At 60.9% G+C, this 19,568-nt stretch carries 18 protein-coding genes and 1 other RNA gene; 12 read left to right on the forward strand and 7 right to left on the reverse strand.

Annotation, left to right across the window (positions count from 1 at the left end; genetic code table 11):
* On the reverse strand, nucleotides 1–1,523 hold a 1,523-nt coding region (locus QW379_06255; GenBank protein MEM2870004.1), incomplete at its 3' end, for a DUF2341 domain-containing protein.
* Between the two features lie 202 nt (nucleotides 1,524–1,725).
* Between QW379_06255 and QW379_06260 the strand changes: the two genes are divergently transcribed.
* Nucleotides 1,726–2,469 (forward strand): hypothetical protein, encoded by a 744-nt coding sequence (locus QW379_06260; GenBank protein MEM2870005.1) that lies wholly within the window; start codon nucleotides 1,726–1,728, stop codon nucleotides 2,467–2,469.
* 192 nt (nucleotides 2,470–2,661) lie between these two features.
* Here the strand turns inward: QW379_06260 and rnpB are convergent.
* Both rnpB and QW379_06270 read right to left on the reverse strand, forming a co-directional pair.
* Nucleotides 2,662–2,957, reverse strand: an RNA gene (gene rnpB, locus QW379_06265) — RNase P RNA component.
* Between the two features lie 84 nt (nucleotides 2,958–3,041).
* On the reverse strand, nucleotides 3,042–3,368 hold the full coding sequence (locus QW379_06270) for a hypothetical protein (protein MEM2870006.1): 327 nt from the start codon (nucleotides 3,366–3,368) through the stop codon (nucleotides 3,042–3,044).
* A 64-nt stretch (nucleotides 3,369–3,432) separates the two neighbouring features.
* Between QW379_06270 and QW379_06275 the strand changes: the two genes are divergently transcribed.
* The gene (locus QW379_06275) at nucleotides 3,433–3,645 is read left to right on the forward strand and encodes a hypothetical protein (protein ID MEM2870007.1); all 213 of its coding nucleotides are present in this window, start codon (nucleotides 3,433–3,435) and stop codon (nucleotides 3,643–3,645) included.
* A 13-nt stretch (nucleotides 3,646–3,658) separates the two neighbouring features.
* Here QW379_06275 and QW379_06280 read toward each other — a convergent pair whose 3' ends face one another.
* The 3 genes from QW379_06280 to QW379_06290 all read right to left on the reverse strand — a co-directional run bounded on the left by QW379_06280 (nucleotide 3,659) and on the right by QW379_06290 (nucleotide 5,190).
* Entirely contained in the window at nucleotides 3,659–4,066 is a 408-nt protein-coding gene (locus QW379_06280; GenBank protein MEM2870008.1) for a hypothetical protein, read from the reverse strand.
* A 162-nt stretch (nucleotides 4,067–4,228) separates the two neighbouring features.
* A complete protein-coding gene (locus QW379_06285) occupies nucleotides 4,229–4,351 on the reverse strand; it encodes a hypothetical protein (protein ID MEM2870009.1) in 123 nt (40 codons plus the stop codon).
* A 155-nt stretch (nucleotides 4,352–4,506) separates the two neighbouring features.
* Nucleotides 4,507–5,190: a TIGR00289 family protein gene (locus QW379_06290; protein ID MEM2870010.1), complete on the reverse strand. Its 684-nt coding sequence runs from the start codon at nucleotides 5,188–5,190 to the stop codon at nucleotides 4,507–4,509.
* Between the two features lie 149 nt (nucleotides 5,191–5,339).
* Here QW379_06290 and QW379_06295 point away from each other — a divergent pair, with 149 nt between their 5' ends.
* The 10 genes from QW379_06295 (at nucleotide 5,340) to QW379_06340 (ending at nucleotide 17,858) form a co-directional block, all read left to right on the forward strand.
* Complete coding sequence (locus QW379_06295; GenBank protein MEM2870011.1) at nucleotides 5,340–5,603, forward strand: acylphosphatase; 264 nt, start codon at nucleotides 5,340–5,342, stop codon at nucleotides 5,601–5,603.
* A gap of 97 nt (nucleotides 5,604–5,700) precedes the next feature.
* A complete protein-coding gene (locus QW379_06300; GenBank protein MEM2870012.1) occupies nucleotides 5,701–6,477 on the forward strand; it encodes a flavodoxin family protein in 777 nt (258 codons plus the stop codon).
* A 173-nt stretch (nucleotides 6,478–6,650) separates the two neighbouring features.
* Nucleotides 6,651–7,181 carry a 6-pyruvoyl tetrahydropterin synthase family protein gene (locus QW379_06305; GenBank protein ID MEM2870013.1) on the forward strand — a complete coding sequence of 177 codons (531 nt, stop codon included), beginning with the start codon at nucleotides 6,651–6,653 and terminating at the stop codon, nucleotides 7,179–7,181.
* A 26-nt stretch (nucleotides 7,182–7,207) separates the two neighbouring features.
* Nucleotides 7,208–9,877 carry a tetratricopeptide repeat protein gene (locus QW379_06310; protein ID MEM2870014.1) on the forward strand — a complete coding sequence of 890 codons (2,670 nt, stop codon included), beginning with the start codon at nucleotides 7,208–7,210 and terminating at the stop codon, nucleotides 9,875–9,877.
* Nucleotides 9,878–9,893: 16 nt separating this feature from the next.
* Entirely contained in the window at nucleotides 9,894–11,060 is a 1,167-nt protein-coding gene (locus QW379_06315) for a DUF763 domain-containing protein (protein ID MEM2870015.1), read from the forward strand.
* A gap of 141 nt (nucleotides 11,061–11,201) precedes the next feature.
* Complete coding sequence (gene nth, locus QW379_06320) at nucleotides 11,202–11,924, forward strand: endonuclease III (protein MEM2870016.1); 723 nt, start codon at nucleotides 11,202–11,204, stop codon at nucleotides 11,922–11,924.
* A gap of 110 nt (nucleotides 11,925–12,034) precedes the next feature.
* Nucleotides 12,035–13,342 (forward strand): imidazolonepropionase, encoded by a 1,308-nt coding sequence (gene hutI, locus QW379_06325; protein ID MEM2870017.1) that lies wholly within the window; start codon nucleotides 12,035–12,037, stop codon nucleotides 13,340–13,342.
* A 181-nt stretch (nucleotides 13,343–13,523) separates the two neighbouring features.
* Nucleotides 13,524–14,669, forward strand: a complete 1,146-nt coding sequence (locus QW379_06330) for an acyl-CoA dehydrogenase family protein (protein ID MEM2870018.1) — start codon at nucleotides 13,524–13,526, stop codon at nucleotides 14,667–14,669.
* A 16-nt stretch (nucleotides 14,670–14,685) separates the two neighbouring features.
* Nucleotides 14,686–15,150, forward strand: coding sequence for a hypothetical protein (locus QW379_06335; GenBank protein ID MEM2870019.1), 465 nt, complete (start codon nucleotides 14,686–14,688; stop codon nucleotides 15,148–15,150).
* A gap of 248 nt (nucleotides 15,151–15,398) precedes the next feature.
* Nucleotides 15,399–17,858 carry an MMPL family transporter gene (locus QW379_06340; protein ID MEM2870020.1) on the forward strand — a complete coding sequence of 820 codons (2,460 nt, stop codon included), beginning with the start codon at nucleotides 15,399–15,401 and terminating at the stop codon, nucleotides 17,856–17,858.
* 515 nt (nucleotides 17,859–18,373) lie between these two features.
* On the opposite strand, the gene QW379_06345 is transcribed toward QW379_06340, so the two are convergent.
* A complete protein-coding gene (locus QW379_06345) occupies nucleotides 18,374–19,522 on the reverse strand; it encodes an ATP-dependent 6-phosphofructokinase (protein ID MEM2870021.1) in 1,149 nt (382 codons plus the stop codon).
* Nucleotides 19,523–19,568 lie beyond the last annotated feature (46 nt).

The raw sequence follows: 19,568 nt of genomic DNA on the forward strand, positions 1-19,568 counted from the left end.
GGGTCGGAGACTGTGATGTTGACGGTGTAGTTCCCGATGTCGTCATTTGTCGGTGTGAAGTTGATTTCGGCGCTCTGGTCGCCACGCGGCGTAATGTCAAACAGCGGGCAGTCCTCGGTCCAGTTGAGCCTGTCGCCGTCAGCGTCCTCTGCGAAGATGAGCAGCTTGAAGTTCTTTCCCTGGCTTGCGACCTGGTCCATTATCGGGCTCAGGACCGGGTAGCGGTTCACGTAGAGCGTCCTTGAGGCGAGCGGTGTGCCCATGAGCGCCAGCCAGACGGTGTGGCTCCCGCCATCGGGAATCCATTTGAAGTTAACCTCAGTCTCGGCCTGCGGGGCCAGAGGGAGCTCCGTTGCGCATATCTCTCGCGAGCTCTCGAAGCTCTCTCCATCGTGTAGAGAGACCCGTATCTTAATTTCATCGAGCGCAGGGTTCTCGAATGTTGCGTTTATTTCGATCCAGTCCCCCTCGTTGAGCAGCGATGGGGTCACCGAGAAGCTTGTGAATCTCACCGAGCGCTCCTCCTGCCCGATTCTCACTGCCGGCTCCACGGGTGTGTACTTCCTGACCCTGAAGTTGTCGCACCACCCGACCTCATCGTTATTCCGGTGCTGCCAGAGACCCACTCCTGTGGTTTGGACCGAGAATCCAGGGTTGGCATTGTAGCTCAGGAAATTAATATTGACCACGTTTCCGGACGCGTCAATGGTTGCGCGCATTCTGTGATAAGTGTTCAAAACGCCCCCGCTCAGGCCTGTTGATATTACAATTCCCCTCTCCGTCCCCCCGCTGACCTGCCACCTAACGAGCTCTGCGGTGGTGCTCCTCCAGTAGATCGCGTTGTAGTTGCTGGCGTCCTGATAGCCGACAATTATCCCGGGGTGGGGGTTGTTCCCGGAAACCTCGTCCGCAATGTCCGCCTCCACGATTCTCGCGCCGCTATAAGAGGCACTCCTGATGAGCGCGGCAGAACTCCCCGTATCGTCCAGCCGAACCGCCCGGCTCTTGCTCGGTGGAGTGGTCAGAATCCAATCGCCTGATATCTCCTGCCAGTTGGGAATGTTGGTTCCGTCGTTGTAGGCCTCGAAATCGTCGAAGAACTCAAATGTTGCCTCCCCGCTAGAGACTGATGTTGCGGAGGCGTTTCCATAGTACGCATAAATAATCGCGCTCGAGCGAGAGGGTATGCTGGGCACGCGGACCCAGAAGCAGCTCTCGTTCTCCATATAGTAAGCGAGCTGCTTCTTGCCTTCCTGGTCAGCGAACCTCAAGTCGCCACGGTCCACCCTCATCTTTCCGGCGGTGACCAGCGCCTGTGTGTCGAGTTTAATAAAAATTTGGAAGTCTTTCAGGGTCTCGGCATTGTTTGTGTTGTCGATTGTGATGGGTAGTCTATACAGCCAGCCATAGTCCCACCAGGAGGCGTACCTCTCGCTCGGCCCGTTGCCCCCATCTTCAAGAGCCGCCGCGGCTGGGGTGTGCAGGGAACTGATGAGCATTAATACGGCAAGCAACCAGACCATCACCACTTTCCGAACTCCTGGATTTGAACTCCTTTTCATTGTCAAGCCGTTCAGCCCCCTGTCCTTGGAGGGGAACCAGACGATGGATTAATATTGCGACATTATAATAATTTTGCTATCTCTCCCTATGTTTGAACGGGGGGCCGTTTGTAGGTGGGTTACGAGCGAAAATAATAAAGAACCGCCCGCTCCTCTCATTTTCATGGCCGGGCATCTTCCCCCATGGCTAGAGGGCTGTGTCATCGCTCCGCCCCTCCCGAGCAGGAAGAACCTCGTTTTAAAAGTGAAGTGGAGCGGAAAGACCTGCGCTGCCAAGGTCTTCGGCCCTGGCTCCGGAGGAAGGGCTGCAACGGAGTACAGGGTTCTGGGCTTGTGCAGTGAACACCGGTTGCGCACGCCTCGCCCCATCGTCTTGAGGGACGGGGTGGTCATCATGAGCTGGCTCTCGGGTATGCCGGCGTTCGAAGTCTTCCTCAGCCGCCTGCGGAGTGCGGGTGGAGCGGACTCTCGCGGGAGGGGTGCGGAGTCATTTGAGGTGGAAAGGAGCCAAGTCGCGCCCGTTCTGGACGGTGTCGCGGCCTGGCTGGCCAGGTTCCACCGCGCCTTCAGATGCGAGCTGAGGAGGGGGGACGCCATTCTGAAGAACTTCATCTGCTCTGGAAAGGTGATTTATGGAATCGACTTTGAGGAGGCGAGAGAGGGGGACCCCCTCGAAGACGTGGGGCAGCTCTGTGCCCACATCCTCGCCTCCGGAGAGCGGTTCACGACCCCGCTCTTCGATGCGGCCAGATATTTTACGCTGAGGTACTGGGCCCGCCTCGGCGAGGACAGGTCGAGTGAGCTCCCGCACGCCGTGGCCTCGGGGCTGGAGCATTACGCTCGGTACAGGAAGGACGGTTCCCTGCTGAGGCGGTGGGCGTGGAGAATTCGGGACGAGGGACTGTAGGACGTCTCTTTAAGGGAGCTTTCCGGATCATGTGCCCGACCGTTTGCCCCAATCGCACTGGGGAGCGTCGGGCACAGCAGGCGAGGTGGCATGGCACCAAGCTTCCGGGCAGCACAGGCCCGTGCTGCCCGCCCGCGAAGCCTTCTTATTCCAATTTTCTTTGCACCAATAGCACAGATAAGAAAATTGGCCAGGTGCCGGCCGTAAGCCCCCTTCTGTTCTGGCGACATTCGACTGAGCGCCCCACTCGACGGTCACGGGCAGCTCATCCCGTCCTTTCGGGCTTGCTCCGGCAGGGAAGGCCGTTTCATCAATTCCGCGCGATCTCGACTCCGCGGCGGCCGCATCATCGCTCCCGCGCGGCTGTGTCGTTTCTGCGCGTTAACCGGGACTCTCGCCCCTCCGGCTTGCGCCGGACCGCCTCGCCCTGTGGAGGGGGGACTTTCCTCAGCGCCCTCTCGGGCACCGTCGGTCGCCCACCGGCTCCTGGCATTGCGATATTAGTATGGTGATAAATAATCATTATGGAGGCTTCTTTGGTCCGAGCCCGCCAAGAATTGATGTGTCTCTTTTTACGGGGGCCCGGTGGTTCCGGACGGGCACATCATCCTGCGGAGAGCGAGCCTCAGCTCACCGCATAGATGCCGACTACGGTCCCCATTCATTATCGCTCGAGAATATCTCTTCTCCACGAAAGCTACGAGCTCTTTGCCCCTGCGCTTCCACAAGTCCAACTCACCAGCGCCAACTGCAAAAACAAGCACATACCCCCCTCTAACCAACAGCAAACGCCTCGTCTCCGATTGAATCACTTTTGTCTCATCCTTATCTGTCCCCTCTTTCTCCATGATTTCCTGGATGGTCTGGAGGGTCGCCCTGAGAAGCACACTATTCATCATATCTCTATCGGAAATAGTTTCTCGCGCAATCAACTCCCCCATCTCCCGAGACGAGGAGAGCCTCATGGACCCCGGCCGGCTCCTCTCTCGCGCTTTGAAGCAGATGCCCAAGAGTACTTGGATGGTCTACTGTAAAGGTCGCTGGAGACTCCCGAACGTGAGCGGGAGCATCCGCTCGAGCTCCGACATCTTGAGAGCTCCATGCCTCGTCAGCGTCAGCATTATAACAAGCCTTCCGGGATGCGAGACCACTCGCTTCCCGCTCAAGAGCTCATGAATGGCTCTGTCGTTCATCCATCGCACCCTTTCATTTTAAGGCGTCTCCTTAAGCTCCGCCATGCCCAGATATATGATAGGAAGGCCACTGAAGAAAATATTACGAAGCCTGAGAGGGGGAGAAAGTATTCACAGAGTAGGGTGGAGGGAAGGGTTAGGAGCATAGCCCCTCCCGTCGCTCTTTGCTTTCTGGAGCCATCAAGGCCGGATATTGACATTAGGAGATCGCCCAGGCCCACAGCAAGCTGAATACCGGGGGGAATTCCGAACAATGGTGTGAGGGCATGGATGAAGTAAATCAGAGCGATGGCCAAAATGGATGAGACAATCCATCCAAGGAGTGTACTCTTTTCAAGGTTCTTGAAGAGAACCTCAAGTTTGCTCCGGTGTTCAGGGGGCATGCGCGCCAGTGACAGTGTCATAGAGGCCTGGGCTGCTTGAATGATTTTTATGAATATAAGAAGGGTAATGATTGTTCAGAAGGCTGCATGCAGCGCTCACTCCGAGGGGGATTTAAAAAAGATATGGATGAGGAGAGAGATTCCTCCACCCATGAGCATTCCGATGACTCAAAAGAGGTAGGCCTACGCCCCCGCTTCTGTTGAAACTCTCTCTAGGCAACTGTCGATGTCCCCAATTCCTTCGAGAAGCCTCGCGTCCTCCCGGCGGTTCCTCGTCTCTGGGATGCCCCTACACTCGCCTCTCATCTTCAATGCGCGGGAGGGAAAATAAATGGTGCAGAAACTCTATTTCGCAGAGTCGCGCGACTCCTAGTCTCCGGTTCTGAACCGGATGAATCTCTTCCCAATCTCTTCCCAACATCGAGCGAAGCCTTTTTCCCCGGTAATGATTCAATGTCCCTTTATTTGTCCACCAATCTGGATTTCTTTATAAAATATACCCCGCTTCCTCCGCTCCAAAGAATCTCGGCTTCCAGAATCTCGAGCCGTTTTTTAAACATCGGGGCGTCGAGAACGAGCGTCTCGAACTCCCCGCCCTCGCCGGCGAGTGAGAACCGGTGCCTCTCGCTCAACTCCCCCAGCTCCTCAATTGCAGACACGTCGAGTTGCCTTCCCAGCCATCCCGGGCCGAGACCCTCCGCGGCCACGGCGCTCACAATAACTTTGAACTTCCGCCGAACCATCTCAGCCAGAAGCTCTCGAGCTTCACTCCCCCAGAGCGGGCTCAAGCTCGCTAATCCAAGCTCGCTGGATATCCTGTCTATCCTCCTCTTCTGGTAGCTGGAGGCCACGGCCCCGCTGAGCACGCCCTCGATTCTGTACCTCTCAACGGCCTCTCTCAGCGCTTCCCTCAAGTCCCCGAGCTCCGCCTCCCTCTCGCCCTCGGTCTCACGGTAGATGATGGGGAGACCCATCGCCTCCGCCTGGAGCGGCGCAAGATGGATGTTGGCGACATGAAACATATAGGATTCCGGGTTTTTCGAGGCTAGAGTGACCAGAGCGGAGACCTCGTGCCCCTCCTCACCTGCGAGATGGATGGACAAGGTCGAGTCCTTCCCCCCCGAGAAAAGCCCCGCGAGCCTCACGCTCCCCGAAAACCGCCGAGGGGTGTATAAACCTATGGAGTTCTTTTATCCTGTGAAAATATATATCATATAGAGGCAGATTGGGGAGCATGCACCGGGGGTGTTGATTTCCCGGGTCCGGGGGGCTAGCGACGAAGAGGAGGGCGTCGGTGGTTTTCAGAGGCCGAGTCCAGGGCGTGTGGTTCAGGGCCAACACCCGAGACAAAGCTACGGCCGCCGGCCTGAGCGGGTGGGTCCGCAATCTCCCCGACGGCTCCGTGGAGGCGGTTTTCGAGGGAGAGGAAGAAGTCATCCAGCGAGTCTTGGCCGAGATTCGATCCGGGGAGGGCATGGGCGCGGCCCGCGTGACCGACATGAAGGTCGAGTGGTCGGAGTTCAGGGGCGAGTTCAGCGAGTTCACTGTGAGAAGGTGAGGAAGGAATTCAGTTCCGGTGGTAGCGGGAGGGGGTGGAGGGTGCGGCGGCGGAATTGCTGAGAATGCGGGTGTGAGAGAGGGTCCGGGGAGATGGAATGCAGGGCGGCAATGTGTGGGCGGAGGGGAGGGGCGACTCGACTAGGGCGAACAGCCATAGGGGCCCGAGGGCGCTGGCCTTCTCTTGTAGCCCTAGGGGCCGGAGGGGGGCGACGGAACTTGTGCTCAGGAGCTTTATCAGAGGCTTTGAAGAAAGCGGGGGGGTCGCGCGCCTCCTGAACCCCTACGAGCTCAATATCGAGCCATGCAGGGGCTGCTTCGCTTGCTGGACCCGCACACGGGGGAGGTGCGTGATTGATGACGACATGGCGCGTGTCCTTGATGGTATTCAAAATGCGGACGCCATAATCCTCGCAACCCCAGTATACCATTTCACATTCTCCGAGGGAATGAAGAGGCTTCTCGAGAGAACGATGCCCCTGCTCGAGCCTCGCGTTCAGCTCTCTCCAGACGGCCGGACCCGTCACCGCAGGCTCGGCCCCCGGGGCCAGTGGGCGGTCCTCATCGCAACCTGCGGTCTCCCCGAGCTCGAAGTATTCGATTCACTGCTACTGGCCTTCAGGGAGATTTGCGACATGATGGAGTGGAATCTGCGTGCCGTGGTCCTGAGAACAATGGCGGGGCTCCTCCTCTCCAAGGATGAGCGCCACCGCGATAAAATCGAGGCTTACCTGCAGCTCGTCAGAAGCGCGGGCAAAAAGGTTGCGGGCGGGGAGGTGCTCGAATCGGGATTCCGAGCGCATCTCGAGGCGGAACTCCTCCCCCGGGAGCAGTATCTCGAGGCCACGAACAGATTCCTGGGACTCTCTCCTTAGTGGCGCGGCCTGGCTCGCCCACGCTCCTACACTGGGCGAAGGCTCGGGAACTCGGTGAAATCTGGCCCCGGGCCCTAGACGCATCTGACCCACCTCCCGGGAGCGAGGGAAATAGGGCATAATTGGTCGATTCCCGGGATACTATTAATACGCCGGAAATCGTTATTGGGTCGATGAGGCTCGAGATAGACGGCTGGGCGACTGGCCTAAGGTTCTCGGCCTGCCACTTCCTTCCCGGCCATAGGAAGTGCGGGCGGCTCCATGGACATACCTATGCCGTGAATGTCAGGTTAGAGGGAGAAAGTGGTGAGGATGGCTACATCGCCGACTTCTTCGAAGTCAAGAGCGTTTTCAGGAAAATCATTGATGGCCTGGACCATAGAGTCCTCGTTCCGGCGCGGAGCAGGAGAGTTCGGGTGACGGTGAAAGGAAGGGTGCTTCGCCTGAGCGCGGGGCGGAAGGAGTACGAATTCCCGAGGGTTGATGTGGCACTGCTCGAAATTCCCCAAGTGACCGCGGAGGAGCTCGCTAGCTATATTCTCGAGAGGGCCGCCCCCGCCGTTGAGAAACTTGCAAGGGGAAGGCTGCGTGAGCTCCATGTGGGGCTCTACGAGGGAATCGGACAGGGAGCGTGGGCGGAGAAAATATTCCGGGCCACCGGCGGGTCTGTCGCGAGTGGGGGCGGAGCGGGACGGAACCAATAATTTATATCAGCACGATTTGATAGGGATTGGAGGCGTCGCCCATGGACCTGGACCTCTTCGCCCCCGATTATAAAAAAGAGCAGAAGGCCCTCGAGAAAACCCAGGAGCTGCTGGCAAGGGCCTCAAAAGCGGAGGCGGAAAAGAGACCCAACGCTCCCGAGCTCTACATCGAGGCTCTGGAGTATCTAAACACGAAAAAAGAAATCATGCTCCAGCACAGGAACTCGTTCTCCGATTGCTTTCTGGAGATATTTTCTGCTCTCAGGAGGGCTGGGCGCAAAGATGAGGCCTTCCGTGCGCTCGAGGCCGCGGTTCAGGTTGCGCCCGAGCACGCCCCCGCATGGGCGGCGCTCGGTAGGGCCCTCCTTCAAGAGCAGAAGTTCGAGGATGCGGCGGGCTACCTTGACCGGGCGCTCGTGCTGTCCCCGCGGGACCCGGAAATCTGGCAGGCGAAGGGGGATGCCATGCGCGCCCTGATGGAGTATGGCGAGGCGCGCCTGTGCTACGCAAAGGCGCTGGAGCTCGACCCACTGGGGGTCGAGACCTATGACCTTCTTCTGGAGATTCGACCGAACGACACCGAGGTTCTTAGAGGAAAAGCTGTGGCACTGTCCCTTCTCAACAGGCACGGGGACGCCCTCGAGACCTTCAAGGAGGCGCTGGCGGCCTCGCCCGGGGACCCTGCCACGCTAACGGAAATGGGGAGGGCTCTCGCCCGCGCCGGAAGACGCGACGAGGCCCTCCCCTACTTTGACAGAGCGCTGGAGAGCAGCCCGGCCTATAAAGCGGCGGCGATCGCAAAGGGTCTCGTGCTGATTGAAATGGGGAGGAGAGAAGAGGCCCTGAAGAGCTTAGAAGCAGTCCTAAGGATCGACCCATTGGACAGGGCCGCGCTGGAGGCCGCGGCCGATGCCCTCATCGCACTCGAGCGGTACTCCGAAGCCCTGGACTACCTCGAGCGCGCGCTCGAGCTGGACCCCGGCCGCACCCAGCTCCTCCTCAAGAAGGGCTCGGCCTTCGAGCAACTCGGGAGACACCGAGAGGCGGTTAAGGTCTATGAAGACGCAATAGCATCAAGTCCCGGGGAAGCGCAGGGATGGGCGGGAAAGGGCAGATGCCTCCTCTCGCTCGGGCGGGCCGAGGAATCACTGAAGTACCTCGAGAAGGCTCTGGAGCTAGACCCCCGGAATCCACACATCGGTCTATGGAAGGGTAGAGCCCTGTGCACCCTCGGAAGACACGCCGAGGCACTAGCGGCCTACGATATCGTTTTGGAGACCGCCCCCGAGCTTGTAGATGCCATCCAGGGCAGAGCCGAGGTGCTCTGCGCGCTGGGGAGAATTGATGAGGCCATCAGGGCATTCAACAGAGCGGGGGAGCTCGCGCCCGATATCGCGGCGGTCTGGGTGGGGAGGGCGAGGTGCTCGCTCCTGAAGGAGAGGTTCGATGAGGCCATAGCGTTTCTCGACCGCGCTCTCGCGATAGAACCCGGTGCGATCGAGGCTGCTTCGCTCCGGGAGAGCGCGCGCGCGATGAAGGAGAAAATGGAGCTGGAGGGATACGCCCGGGAAATTCTCAAGTTCGAACAGAAGGCGGGAAGGATGCCAACCCGCGAGGAGGCGTTCAGGGACTGCCGCGTCCCCTTCGAGCTTCTCGACAGAGTGCTCAGCTACCTCGAGGCCCCGGAAGAGGTTGACCTGAAAAGGCTATCCCCCGCAGAGGAGGGAGAGCTAGGGGGCCTCGCCTCCGAGCTCATCAGGCGCATCCCCCCACACCAGCCCTTGCGACTCTCGGATGCCGTGAGGCTCCTCCCGGGAGTGAGCGTTCTGCAGGCGAAGAGGGTTCTCGGGTTCATCGAGAGCGTCCGGACGATGCCAGTGCAGCTCGAGACTCCCCTCCGGCCTGAGACCGAGGAGCGGAGCCGGGCCGGACTCCATTTGCCGGAGGAGGAGCGGAACCTGTTCGGTATCGTGCGGGGTCTCAACCTGCCCCTCTTGGAGGCGAGGAGGGTAGAGGAGGTTATTGCGAGGCTTAAGACCGGTGCTCCACTGTCGCCGCCCCCGCGGGTGGAGACCCCCGCTGGCGGGGAAGAGGTGCCAGAGAGCGAGTTGGAAACATCGCCCGATGTAAGGGCACCGGACAGAGCGGCTGAAAAAAGGGCGAGACGGGGAAGGAGGAGACAGGCCCAGGCTCCCGCATCACCCCCAGCAACAGAGGCACCAGAGGAAGCAACGGGCAGCGGGAACGTGGAGCTCGCCCCCGGGGAGGGGGTGGGCGAAGTGCAGGGGACGGGTCCGGCCGGAAAAGAATGGGCGAGGGGGGAGGGTGGCGCGGCGGAAACCGAGGGAGGTGGTGGGGCAGGGCCCCCGGAGGAGGCACCTGGGGTCAAGCTTGAGGAAATCTCGGACAGCCTCAGGGACATCGTGACGAGCATCGAGAGGAGAGAGACGAGGAGGGAGGAGGCGCAGAAAGCTGGGGAGAGGCAGGGGGGGAGAGCTAGGACATACTGCTCTATCTGTCATTCGATCATCGCAACGATTCACCACGGCTGCGGCGCCCATCTCTGCAGCCGATGCGTGATCGATTTCAACAAGGATAGGCGCGCTGAGAAAAACCTGTGCCCGAAATGCCTTAGGCCGATAGAGGCGGTGCCTCCCGCCCCAGGAGCGAGGGCGGCCTGGCGCGACACGCTCTGAAATCGAAGGAGGGATAATGCTTCGAACGGGCGTGGCTGAGCTGCCTCTCCACGAGGGCCGGGCTCCCCCCTGGCTTTTCAAACGTATGGTCCGCCTCGCGGGTGCGATCTCGGCGGTGATAGTAGAAGAGAAAGGGTGCGATGAGCTCCTCAGGCGAATCTCCCACCCATACTGGTTCCAGGCCTTCTCGTGCGTTCTTGGCTTCGACTGGCACAGCTCCGGGACGACAACGGTGACGATGGGTGCGCTGAAGGAGGCTCTCAAGAGGGAGGAGCTGGGGGTCAGCGTTGTGGGCGGAAAGGGCGCGCTTTCGCGCGCTCTCCCCTCCGAGCTAGAGGAGCTCGGGAGGAGGTGGGGGTTTGGAGAGGAGGATGTGGCGAGGCTCACCCGCTCGAGCAGGATGTGCGCGAAGGTCGATACCAGCGCCATCCAGGACGGTCACCAGATATACCATCACACGATGCTCGTGAGCGATAAGGGGAAATGGGCCGTCGTCCAGCAGGGGATGGATGAGAGCTCCGGGTACGCAAGGCGCTATCACTGGCTATCCGAGAATGTGAGGGATTTTGTAAGCGACTCCGGCGAATTCATCGCAGGAGCTATAAAAAAGAGGGATGGAGAGGTGCTCGACCTAACAGCACCCGCGAGCGAGGAGTGCAGGAAAATCACTCTGGACCTCGTGGCTGAGGGGCCACGGAGACTTCAGGACATGGTGCGTGTCCTGCCCGACTCCACACGGCCCTTTGGGGTGGCGGGGACCGCTTCTAAGGTAGGGCTGAGGCGCGCTGGCCAGGCCTTTCTGGAGGACTTTGGCGGAGGGGCCCCGGGCAGGGTTGTGACGTTGAGAATGCCCCGGGGAATTAACTGGGATGTCCTCAGGAAGGCGTATGAGTTCAGGCCCTGCAACTATGAAGACTTCCTCGGGCTCAGAGGTGTGGGCCCTGCGACAGTGCGCGCCCTCGCCCTGATTTCAGAAGTGGTCTATGGTGCCCCTCCGAGCTGGAAAGACCCCGTGAAGTTTTCCTTCGCCGTGGGGGGAAAGGATGGGGTGCCTTTCCCCGTCGATAGGGCGGCGATGGACCGCTCTACGGAGCTCCTGAGGGAGGCTCTTGAGGCCGCCAGGGGGATCGATGGAAGGGAGAGGCTGGATGCGATCCGGAGGCTTCGAAGGATTGTCCCTTAGGCCGCGGGCTCACGCATCCGCAGATATTGACGCAGATATTGAATTTCACTCGGAATATTCAATGGTTGCCACACGTGGTCCTCCTCCCTCGCGGCGGCAATGAAAAGCTTGTTATAATCGATATCCCTCAGGCCGTTTGGAATGAGGAACGGAGGTTGCGCGCGGCCCGCCACGGTCCTCCGGCTCCTCAGGCGCAGGTACCCTGAGGCACGGCTGGAGCCCGCCGACCCTTTCCAAACCCTGATAGCGACAGTCCTCTCCCAGAGAACGAGGGAGGAGAACACCGCCATCGCCTCCCGCAGGCTTTTCGAGCGCTTCCCCGACGCCCCCTCGCTGGCCTCGGCCCCCGTGGAGGAGGTCGAGCGTCTCATCAAGCCCTGCGGATTCTACAGGATGAAAGCCAATACAATCGTGCGCATCGCCAGAGAGCTCGTGGAGAGGCACGGGGGTTGGGTTCCGCGATGCCGTGAGGAGCTTCTAAAGCTCCCTGGCGTGGGCCGGAAGACCGCCAACTGCGTTCTCGTCTATGCCTTCGGCATCCCCGCAATACCCGTGGACACGCACGTCCACAGAATATCCAACAGGCTCGGCTGGGTCAGGACGATAACGCCGGAGGAAACCGAGAGGGAGCTCGAGCGCCTCATCCCCAGAAATCAATGGCTCGACATCAACGAGCTATTCGTACTCTTCGGTAGGGAGCTCTGCAGGCCCTTGGGCCCCAGATGCGCTGAGTGCCCCATCCGGGACTGCCCGTCAAGGGGCAGGCTGGCGGAGGGGAGGAGGCGCGGGAGGGCCTCGGCCCCCGGGCTCGCCGGGACGGTGCTGGGCGAGGTGGGGAGGCTGGCAGGCACCGGCCCCCGATAGCCCCGGTAGGGGTTCGCGCGGTCCAGCCGGGAAAGTCGGAAAGGCCCCTCGTCGAAGGAGCGCCACTGGCCCGGGCAAAGACTATCTAGTGCGAGGGGAATTCAGGTCGCATGGTAACGAGGCCTAGAAGGAGCGCGGACCTGCTCATCGTCAACGCCTCCGAGCTTGTGACCCTCGCTGGCCCCGCGAGGCCTAGGCGCGGGAGGGAGATGGAGGAGCTCGGGATAATCAAAGACGGCGCCCTCGCGATTCGGGGCGGAAGGGTCGTCGCCGCCGGCCCGACATCCGAAGTCAGGGCCTGTTTCTGTCAGAGAAGGGGTAGGCCGCTGGATGCATCCGGAAAGACAGTGATTCCCGGTCTCGTGGACCCCCACACCCACCCCGTTTTCGCTGGGTCGAGGGAGGGGGATCTCATCATGAAGCTCGAGGGCAGGAGCTATCTAGACATTCTAAAGGCGGGAGGGGGGATAATGAGCACCGTCAGGGCCACGCGGGCGGCGACGGAAGGGGAGCTCCTCGACGCCCTCCTCCAGAGGCTCGACAGGGCCCTCCTGCATGGCACAACCACAATCGAGGCCAAGTCGGGCTACGGCTTGGACGTCCCCACCGAGCTCCGCCTACTGAGAGTGTTGCGGGCCGCGGGGCGGAGGCACCCCATAACAATCGTTCCGACCTTCATGGGTGCCCACGCCCTCCCGCCGGAGTTCAGCGGGAGGCCTCATGAGTACATCGACCACCTCATACGCGAGGCCCTCCCAGAGATCGCGAGGCACCGTCTCGCGGAGTACTGCGACGTCTTCTGCGAGGAGGGCGTGTTCACGGTCGAGCAGAGCCGGAGGCTCCTTCTGGCGGCGAAGAGACTCGGTCTCTGGCCCCGAATTCACGCCGACGAGCTAGCCCGGACCGGAGGGGCTGAGCTCGCCGCGGAACTCGGGGCCGCCTCGGCAGACCACTTGCTCAGGTCCTCACAAGAGGGACTGAAGGAAATGGCGGAGGCGGGAGTTGTGGGCGTCCTCCTTCCCGCGACGGTTCTTTCATTGATGAGCCGGGAGTACCCCGACGCAAGGGGCATGGTCTCCCTCGGCATCCCCCTTGCACTGGCCACGGACCTCAACCCCAATTGTATGACCGAGTCCATGCCATTCGTCATCGCACTATCTTGCTACTGCATGAGAATGAAGCCTTCGGAGGCCCTGACCGCCTCCACAATTAACGCAGCATACGCCATTGGCAGGGGCGCGGAACTCGGGAGCCTTGAGCCCGGAAAGAGGGCTGATGCTGTCATCCTTGACGCCCCGAACTACATCCACATCGCCTACCACTTTGGCGTCAACATCGTTGACACGGTCCTCAAGGGCGGCAGGGTGGTCATCCGGGGAGGAAGGCCTGTCTGGAAAAGGCGCAGCCGCGGTCCTTAGGGGTAGAACAGGCTCCGGCGGACATCCGTCTGAGCGCCCTGAATCGGTCACGCCTGTGCCCCGAATTGGGGAGGCGTTGGAACGCGGCTGGGCAGACTGGAGAAGTGAATGGAGGTCCGCGGCTCCCCACGCGACCAAAGCTTTAATGCCCCATCTCGAATTCAGCGTGGGAGTGCCGCGGATGGACTTCAAGCTGACGCCGGAGCAGGAGGAGTTCAGGCATAGGGCGCGCGAGTTTGCGGAGAGGGAACTTGCGCCTGGGGCATCTTCAAGGAACAGGACTTCCGAGTTCCCAGCCCAACTGCTCAGGAGGCTCGGAGCGGCCGGCCTAATGGGTGTTATGGTAGCGCCTGAATACGGTGGAGCTGGCCGGGACTGCGTCTCGTATGTACTGGCGATCGAAGAGCTCTCGAGGGTGTGTGCCTCAACCGGCGTCATCGTCTCAGTAAACAACTCCCTAGTCTGCTTCCCCATAGAGCATTTCGGCTCGGAGGGGACGAAGTCCAAGTTCTTACCCCCGCTGACCTCGGGCGAGAGGGTCGGGGCCTTCTGCCTCACCGAGCCCGGCGCAGGGACCGACGCCGCCGCACAACAGACGACGGCGGTCAGGAAAGGGGACGAGTATGTGCTCGACGGGACGAAGATATTCATCACCAACGGCTCCCACGCGGGTTCCTTTGTGGTCTTCGCCATGACCGACAAAACAAAGGGCCACAGGGGCATCAGCGCCTTCGCCGTTCAGAAAGAGGCACCGGGAATACGGTCCGGCCAGCTGGAGCACAAGATGGGCATCAATGCCTCCGGAACGTCTGAGATTCTGCTCGAGGGCTGCCGCGTCCCAGCCTCAGATAGGCTCGGCGCTGAGGGCGAGGGCTTCAAAATCGCCATGATGACCCTGGACGGCGGAAGAATCGGCATCGCCGCTCAAGCTGTGGGCATAGCCCGGGCTGCGCTCGAGGCCTCAATAGAGCACCTCCGCCGGAACCCTGAGAAGGGGAGGTCCCAGGCGCTCCAGCACGCGGTGGCAGAGGTGGCGACGGAGCTCGAAGCCGCCCGACTGACCGCTCTGAGGGCCGCGTTCACGAAGGACCTGGCGGAAAAGGACCATTCACTCAGGTATTCCAAGGAGGCTGCGATCGCGAAGCTTGTTTGCGCAGAGGTCGCGGTGAAAGCTGCAACAACCGCCGTTAGAATTATAGGGCCCGCTGGAACAGCTTCATCCTCTATCGCAGAGAGGCTTTTCAGGGACGCAAAAATAACGGAGATCTATGAGGGTACCTCAGAGGTCCAGAAGATGGTGATAGCGGCCTCGCTCGGGCTGAAGTAGGGAGCTGGCTTTACCCATGACCGGCAACGCGGAGCGCAGGGAAAGCGGGGAGAGGGAGGCCAGCGGGCCCGTAGCTCCTGGAGTCCGCTCGAGGGTCCCAGCGAAGGGCAATGGGGCTGAGAAAAAGGGTGGTGTAGACCGGCTCGGCGGACGGGGCCGGGGCCCGGCGGCCAAACGGGTGACCGGCTCCGGTGGGGCGGGGCCCCTACGGTTTTACAATTTCCCGTGCCCCGTATGCGGCAGCCTCGCGAGGCCCCTGGCGGTGCAGGGCGGGGTGCGCTGCAGCCTCTGCGGCGAGGATATCACGAGAGCAGTTCTCGGAATGGCTCGAGTTACTAGAATGAGCGGGGTGGGTGGGGGAGTCTTGGGCTTCGCCGCCTGCGGCCGCTGCGGGAGTCTGGTCATTGCGCGGAGGGAGCTCGACGAAGATGAGGGCGAGCATTGGCTCTGCACGAGGTGCGGGAGGCTCGTTTTCGTGTAGCCGGTTGCGTAGCCCTCCTTGCCCCTCCACACCCCTCACCCCGGCCCCTCATTAAAGCGCCCAGCGCTGGTGCTCTCTGAGTAATATCTAAGTATCCCGGTGCCTATAACAAATTACGGTGGTCTGGGCTGAGGAGAGGCGAGGCTGGCCGGCGCTCGGGCGCTGAGCGGACCTCCCCCTCTTCGGGCCACGAGACTGTCCGCCTACCCCCGCCCGTCGCTTCGTTTCTATTCTCCTACACTCAAACGTTGAGAAGGAGGGCGGAGTTCTTCGTCATAGCCACAGTTCTAGTGACGGTTCTCTTTGTCCCGGTCCTGCAAGAGATGAGGTTCGAGACTGACCTAGAGAAGTTCCTGCCGGACGACGAGCTCATCCGCGCTGACAGAAGGGTCGAGGCCCGCTTCGGGAGGCAGGCTGAGCCCCAGTACTTCCTCGTGACCGGGGAGAACGTCCTATCCGCGCGAGCGCTCAGGGAGGAGTTGAACGTATCGCTCCATGCCGGATACGTGGAGGGCGTGGTCGGAACTCTCTCCCTAGCGGGGATTTTCGACGAGATATCGAAGTGGAGCTACTCGAATGGCTCATGGTCGAGGGACCCCTCCCGGGGCCTCCTGAACATGTCGGATGCGGAGGTCGAGGCCGTGAGGGACTTTGCGCTTCAGGTTCTCGACCCGGACCTCAACCTGAGCAACCTCCCAGTTCCGCCCGGAACCGACCTTGCCGACCTGCAGCTCCTTATCGCAGCCTTCCTTCCGGACGGTTTCAAATACGGCAACTCCTCGGCACGGCAGACAGTTGTCGTTGCCAACCTGAACGGCTCCATGCCTGCAGAGGCCCGGAAGAGTGCGGCGGCGCTCGCGGTCGAGAGGGTCCGGGCGCTCAGACTGAGTGAGGTCCGCGTCAAAGCGACTTCGACCTCCCTCTTAACAAAGAAGGTGGACGAGGCAACCGTCCGAGACAACTTACCAATCGCCATCGCGATCGTGGCCATCATCAGCGCCCTGCTCGGTATCTCGTTCCGCGGCCTGTCCTACATCCTCCTCCCCCTCGCCTCCATGGTCATGGCGGGTGTATGGACGCTAGGCACCGCAAGGCTCCTTGGAATTGCCCTCAACGCAATAGACATCGCTGTGATTCCTCTAATCGTTGGTCTGGGCGTGGACTATTTTATCCATGTATCTACAAGATATCAGGAGGAGCTCTCAAGAAACGGCCCGCCGGGAAGGGCAATGTGCGCGGCGCTCGCCGGCATCTTCCCGCCGATGTCCCTAGCTGTGGTGACCACAATGGCCTCCTTCTCCACGAACTTCTTCACCGGCATCCAGCCCATCAGGGAGTTCGGGCTGATATGCGCGCTGGGCGTGGGCTCCTGTGCGCTTCTTGGCGTCACATTCTATCCGGCCTCCCGGATTCTGGTCGATGAGAAGGCCGGAGACCCTAGGGTGAGGACGCTGCGCGACGTCCACCTCTTCAGCCTCGGGATGGCGCTCGGGGCCCAGACTGTGAGGAGGCGCCCGCGGCTCGTGGTCACGCTCGTGGTGGCCCTCTCGGCGCTCGCCCTCCTCTCCTCCATGAACCTTAGGACCGAGTTCGGTGTGGAGGACTTCGTCCAGCCCCAGTGGCCCGAGATGAGAGCGGTGGAGGAGATTCGGGAAGACTTTCAGGCGGCGAGTATGTACCAGTCCTATGTGCTCTTTGAGGGGAAAGTAGCCACAACCGAGGTCCTCAGGAACATCCACGCCACACACGCCGCTGCTGAGGACGACCGCTTTGTCGTCAGGGCAGAGGTTGGCGGTGTCAGGACGGCGAAGATTCATAGCGTGGCCTCGGTGATTCGACGCGCTGCCTCCATTGATGCTGGCCTCTGCGCGAGATTCAGGGTCTCTCCGGACGGGCTGCCGCTGGCGAACTGCACCGACGCGGACGTCGAGGCCCTCTATGATTTCCTTGCATCGAACGAGACCTATGGGAGCGCACTCAAGGAAACGGTGCACCGAGGAAAAAATGGGTACGACGCGGCCCTGGTCCGGATCTACACATTCGTCCGGGACACCGCCGAGGGCCGCAGGATGCTCGCCGAGCTTCAGGCGGACATCTCCGGAAGGGGCGTCGCCACCGGAGGAGTCATTCTCACAATCCGGACCCTCGATGCGTTCAGGGAGAGCCAGCTCTCCTCCACGCTGGTTGCGGTCGCATTCGCCGCGGTCTTCCTGGCGCTGATGTACAGGGACCTCGTCCTTGGTCTTCTCTCCATCGTGCCCGTGGGAATCTCGGCGCTGTGGATTCTGGGCACGATGTTCCTCTTCTCGATATCGCTCAACGCCCTCACCCTGACCGTGACGGCGCTCACCATAGGCCTCGGCATAGACTACACCATCTATATCATCCAGCGCTTCAGGCAGGAGCTGAAGCATAGGAGTACGGGCGAGGCGCTGCAGGAGACGATAGTGAACGTCGGGGCCGCGATATTCCTCTGCACCCTGACCACGTGGGCCGGCTTCGGCGTGCTCTGCCTCTCCCCCATGCCGATAACGCAACAGTTCGGCCTGATAACCGCGGCGACCATCGCTTACTCTTTTGTTCTCGCAGTCTTTGTCCTGCCGATTCTGCTGGTCGCCTACACAAGGGCCCGGGGACTGAAGAACAATCATGAACCGGCGCCGGCCAGAGGAATTTTCTCCGGAAGGCGGTGGAGGAGCGACCCCTAGCCGCCGGGTCCGGGAGCCCTCAGCCTCCCCTGCAGCCTTCCGGCATTGACGAAAACGCGGACGAGGGGAATCATCAGCGCCGTAGCGAGACCTGAATGTAGAGTCCCATGCCCTCTAAGTCGAGCTTGTCCCGGGGAGGGAGGTCGGTCCGGTACCAGAACTCGTAGTAGTACTCCGTCCCGTCGACGAGCGGGTCGATGAGAGAGGGGAGGAGGGTGGCGAGGAGGCCCAGAGTGACGGCCAGAATGGGCAGGAGCCCTCAGGTTTTGGTCGAGAAGGGTGGCACAACAAGAAGCGCGCTGAATGCGATCATGGGCCGTAGAAAGAGTTTATAAATCCCAAGACGAGATAGACCGGTCCAGGGAGCCCGTGGAAGAAATCGGAGGGAAAGATAGCAGCCGCTAGGATGGACGCGCCCGCTACAGCGTGGATGGCAATTGCGCCCCATCGTGGCACTCTAGCCCAGATGGGGGCAGGGTCTGGAGACGCAGGCCCATTATGAATCAGCAGTCGTCTCAGGTCGTATTAAAATACATCGTGTCCGCGATAAGCTTGGGTGTGAAGTTCCTCTCGTCGTAGCACCTCTTCCAGTCGAGATAGTTTGTCCTCGCCGCCTCGTCGAGAGGAGCGTCCGTCACTCTGTTGTCCTTCAGGCTCGCCATCCGACCAAATCTCCCCTCGTCAACGAGCCCAATCGCCTTTATGCCGAACAGCCTCCCCAGAATCATGTCGAAGGTCGAGGGTGTGCCGCCCCTCTGCAGGTGGCCTAGCACCAGCTCCCTCGCTTCGTATTTCTTATTCACATACTCCTCGAACTTGTGCCTGAGGAATAGCGCCACCCCGCCGAGATAGGTGTGGCCGAAGGCGTCTCTCTTTCCTTGCTTTATCTCCCCCACGCCCCTCAGCCTCGTTCCCTCGGCGACCGCGACAATCGTGTACCTCTCCCCCCTCCTCCCGCTCTCCTTCCTCCTGACGATCTTGTCGAAGAGGGCCTCCATGTCGACCTCGCATTCCGGCACGAGGATGAAGTGGGCACCACCGGCCATCCCGCCGTGGAAGGCAAGGTGGCCCGTGTGCCTGCCCATGATTTCGACGAAGAAGTTCATGTTGTGAGAGCCGGCGGTGTAGACCAGCCTAGTCATCGCCTCCTTGATGTAGTTGACGGCCGAATCGAATCCGAGAGTGATGTCCGTGCCACCGAGGTCCTTGTCTATTGTCTTCGGAATTCCGACCACATTCAGACCCATTTTATGGAGGCGGGCCGCGACGCCCAGAGTGTCCTCGCCCCCTATCGCGACCACCGCGTGGTACCTCTCAGATAGTGCCCGGAGGACCTTCTCGGACACATTCACAGGCTCCGAGCTCGGGCTCTCCTTGTATTTGAAGGGGTTGGTCCGGCTGCTGCCCAGAATCGTCCCCCCGTCCCTGTCTATCTTCCTCACGAATTCCTTGTCTAGGGGTGTGATACAGTCTCTACAGTCCGCGCTCTTCAGGGCAAACTCTATCGCGCCCCTCCAGCCGTAGTTTATGCCCTCGACCTCATACCTCTCCCCACGCGCTTCAGCGAGAGCGTCGTCGAGGGCCGCGTTGGTCACCCACTTTATCGCATTGTTCAGTCCCGGGCAGTCCCCTCCTCCTGTCAGGACGGCCACCCTCTTCACCATTTCCATCTCCCTGCGGGGCAGATATTGAATTGCCCCATTTAAGCCC

This window comes from Thermoplasmata archaeon (assembly GCA_038851035.1).
In the GTDB taxonomy this organism is placed as follows: domain Archaea; phylum Thermoplasmatota; class DTKX01; order VGTL01; family VGTL01; genus JAWCLH01.

What these genes read in the sequence shown, in the direction of transcription:
- QW379_06260 (MEM2870005.1), top strand. Translation starts at nt 1,726, where the DNA reads ATGGCCGGGCATCTTCCCCCATGGCTAGAGGGCTGTGTCATCGCTCCG.
- QW379_06270 (MEM2870006.1), bottom strand. Translation starts at nt 3,368, where the DNA reads ATGATGAATAGTGTGCTTCTCAGGGCGACCCTCCAGACCATCCAGGAA.
- QW379_06275 (MEM2870007.1), top strand. Translation starts at nt 3,433, where the DNA reads ATGGACCCCGGCCGGCTCCTCTCTCGCGCTTTGAAGCAGATGCCCAAG.
- QW379_06280 (MEM2870008.1), bottom strand. Translation starts at nt 4,066, where the DNA reads ATGACACTGTCACTGGCGCGCATGCCCCCTGAACACCGGAGCAAACTT.
- QW379_06285 (MEM2870009.1), bottom strand. Translation starts at nt 4,351, where the DNA reads ATGAGAGGCGAGTGTAGGGGCATCCCAGAGACGAGGAACCGCCGGGAG.
- QW379_06300 (MEM2870012.1), top strand. Translation starts at nt 5,701, where the DNA reads ATGCAGGGCGGCAATGTGTGGGCGGAGGGGAGGGGCGACTCGACTAGG.
- QW379_06305 (MEM2870013.1), top strand. Translation starts at nt 6,651, where the DNA reads ATGAGGCTCGAGATAGACGGCTGGGCGACTGGCCTAAGGTTCTCGGCC.
- QW379_06315 (MEM2870015.1), top strand. Translation starts at nt 9,894, where the DNA reads ATGCTTCGAACGGGCGTGGCTGAGCTGCCTCTCCACGAGGGCCGGGCT.
- nth (MEM2870016.1), top strand. Translation starts at nt 11,202, where the DNA reads ATGAGGAACGGAGGTTGCGCGCGGCCCGCCACGGTCCTCCGGCTCCTC.
- hutI (MEM2870017.1), top strand. Translation starts at nt 12,035, where the DNA reads ATGGTAACGAGGCCTAGAAGGAGCGCGGACCTGCTCATCGTCAACGCC.
- QW379_06330 (MEM2870018.1), top strand. Translation starts at nt 13,524, where the DNA reads ATGGACTTCAAGCTGACGCCGGAGCAGGAGGAGTTCAGGCATAGGGCG.
- QW379_06335 (MEM2870019.1), top strand. Translation starts at nt 14,686, where the DNA reads ATGACCGGCAACGCGGAGCGCAGGGAAAGCGGGGAGAGGGAGGCCAGC.
- QW379_06345 (MEM2870021.1), bottom strand. Translation starts at nt 19,522, where the DNA reads ATGGTGAAGAGGGTGGCCGTCCTGACAGGAGGAGGGGACTGCCCGGGA.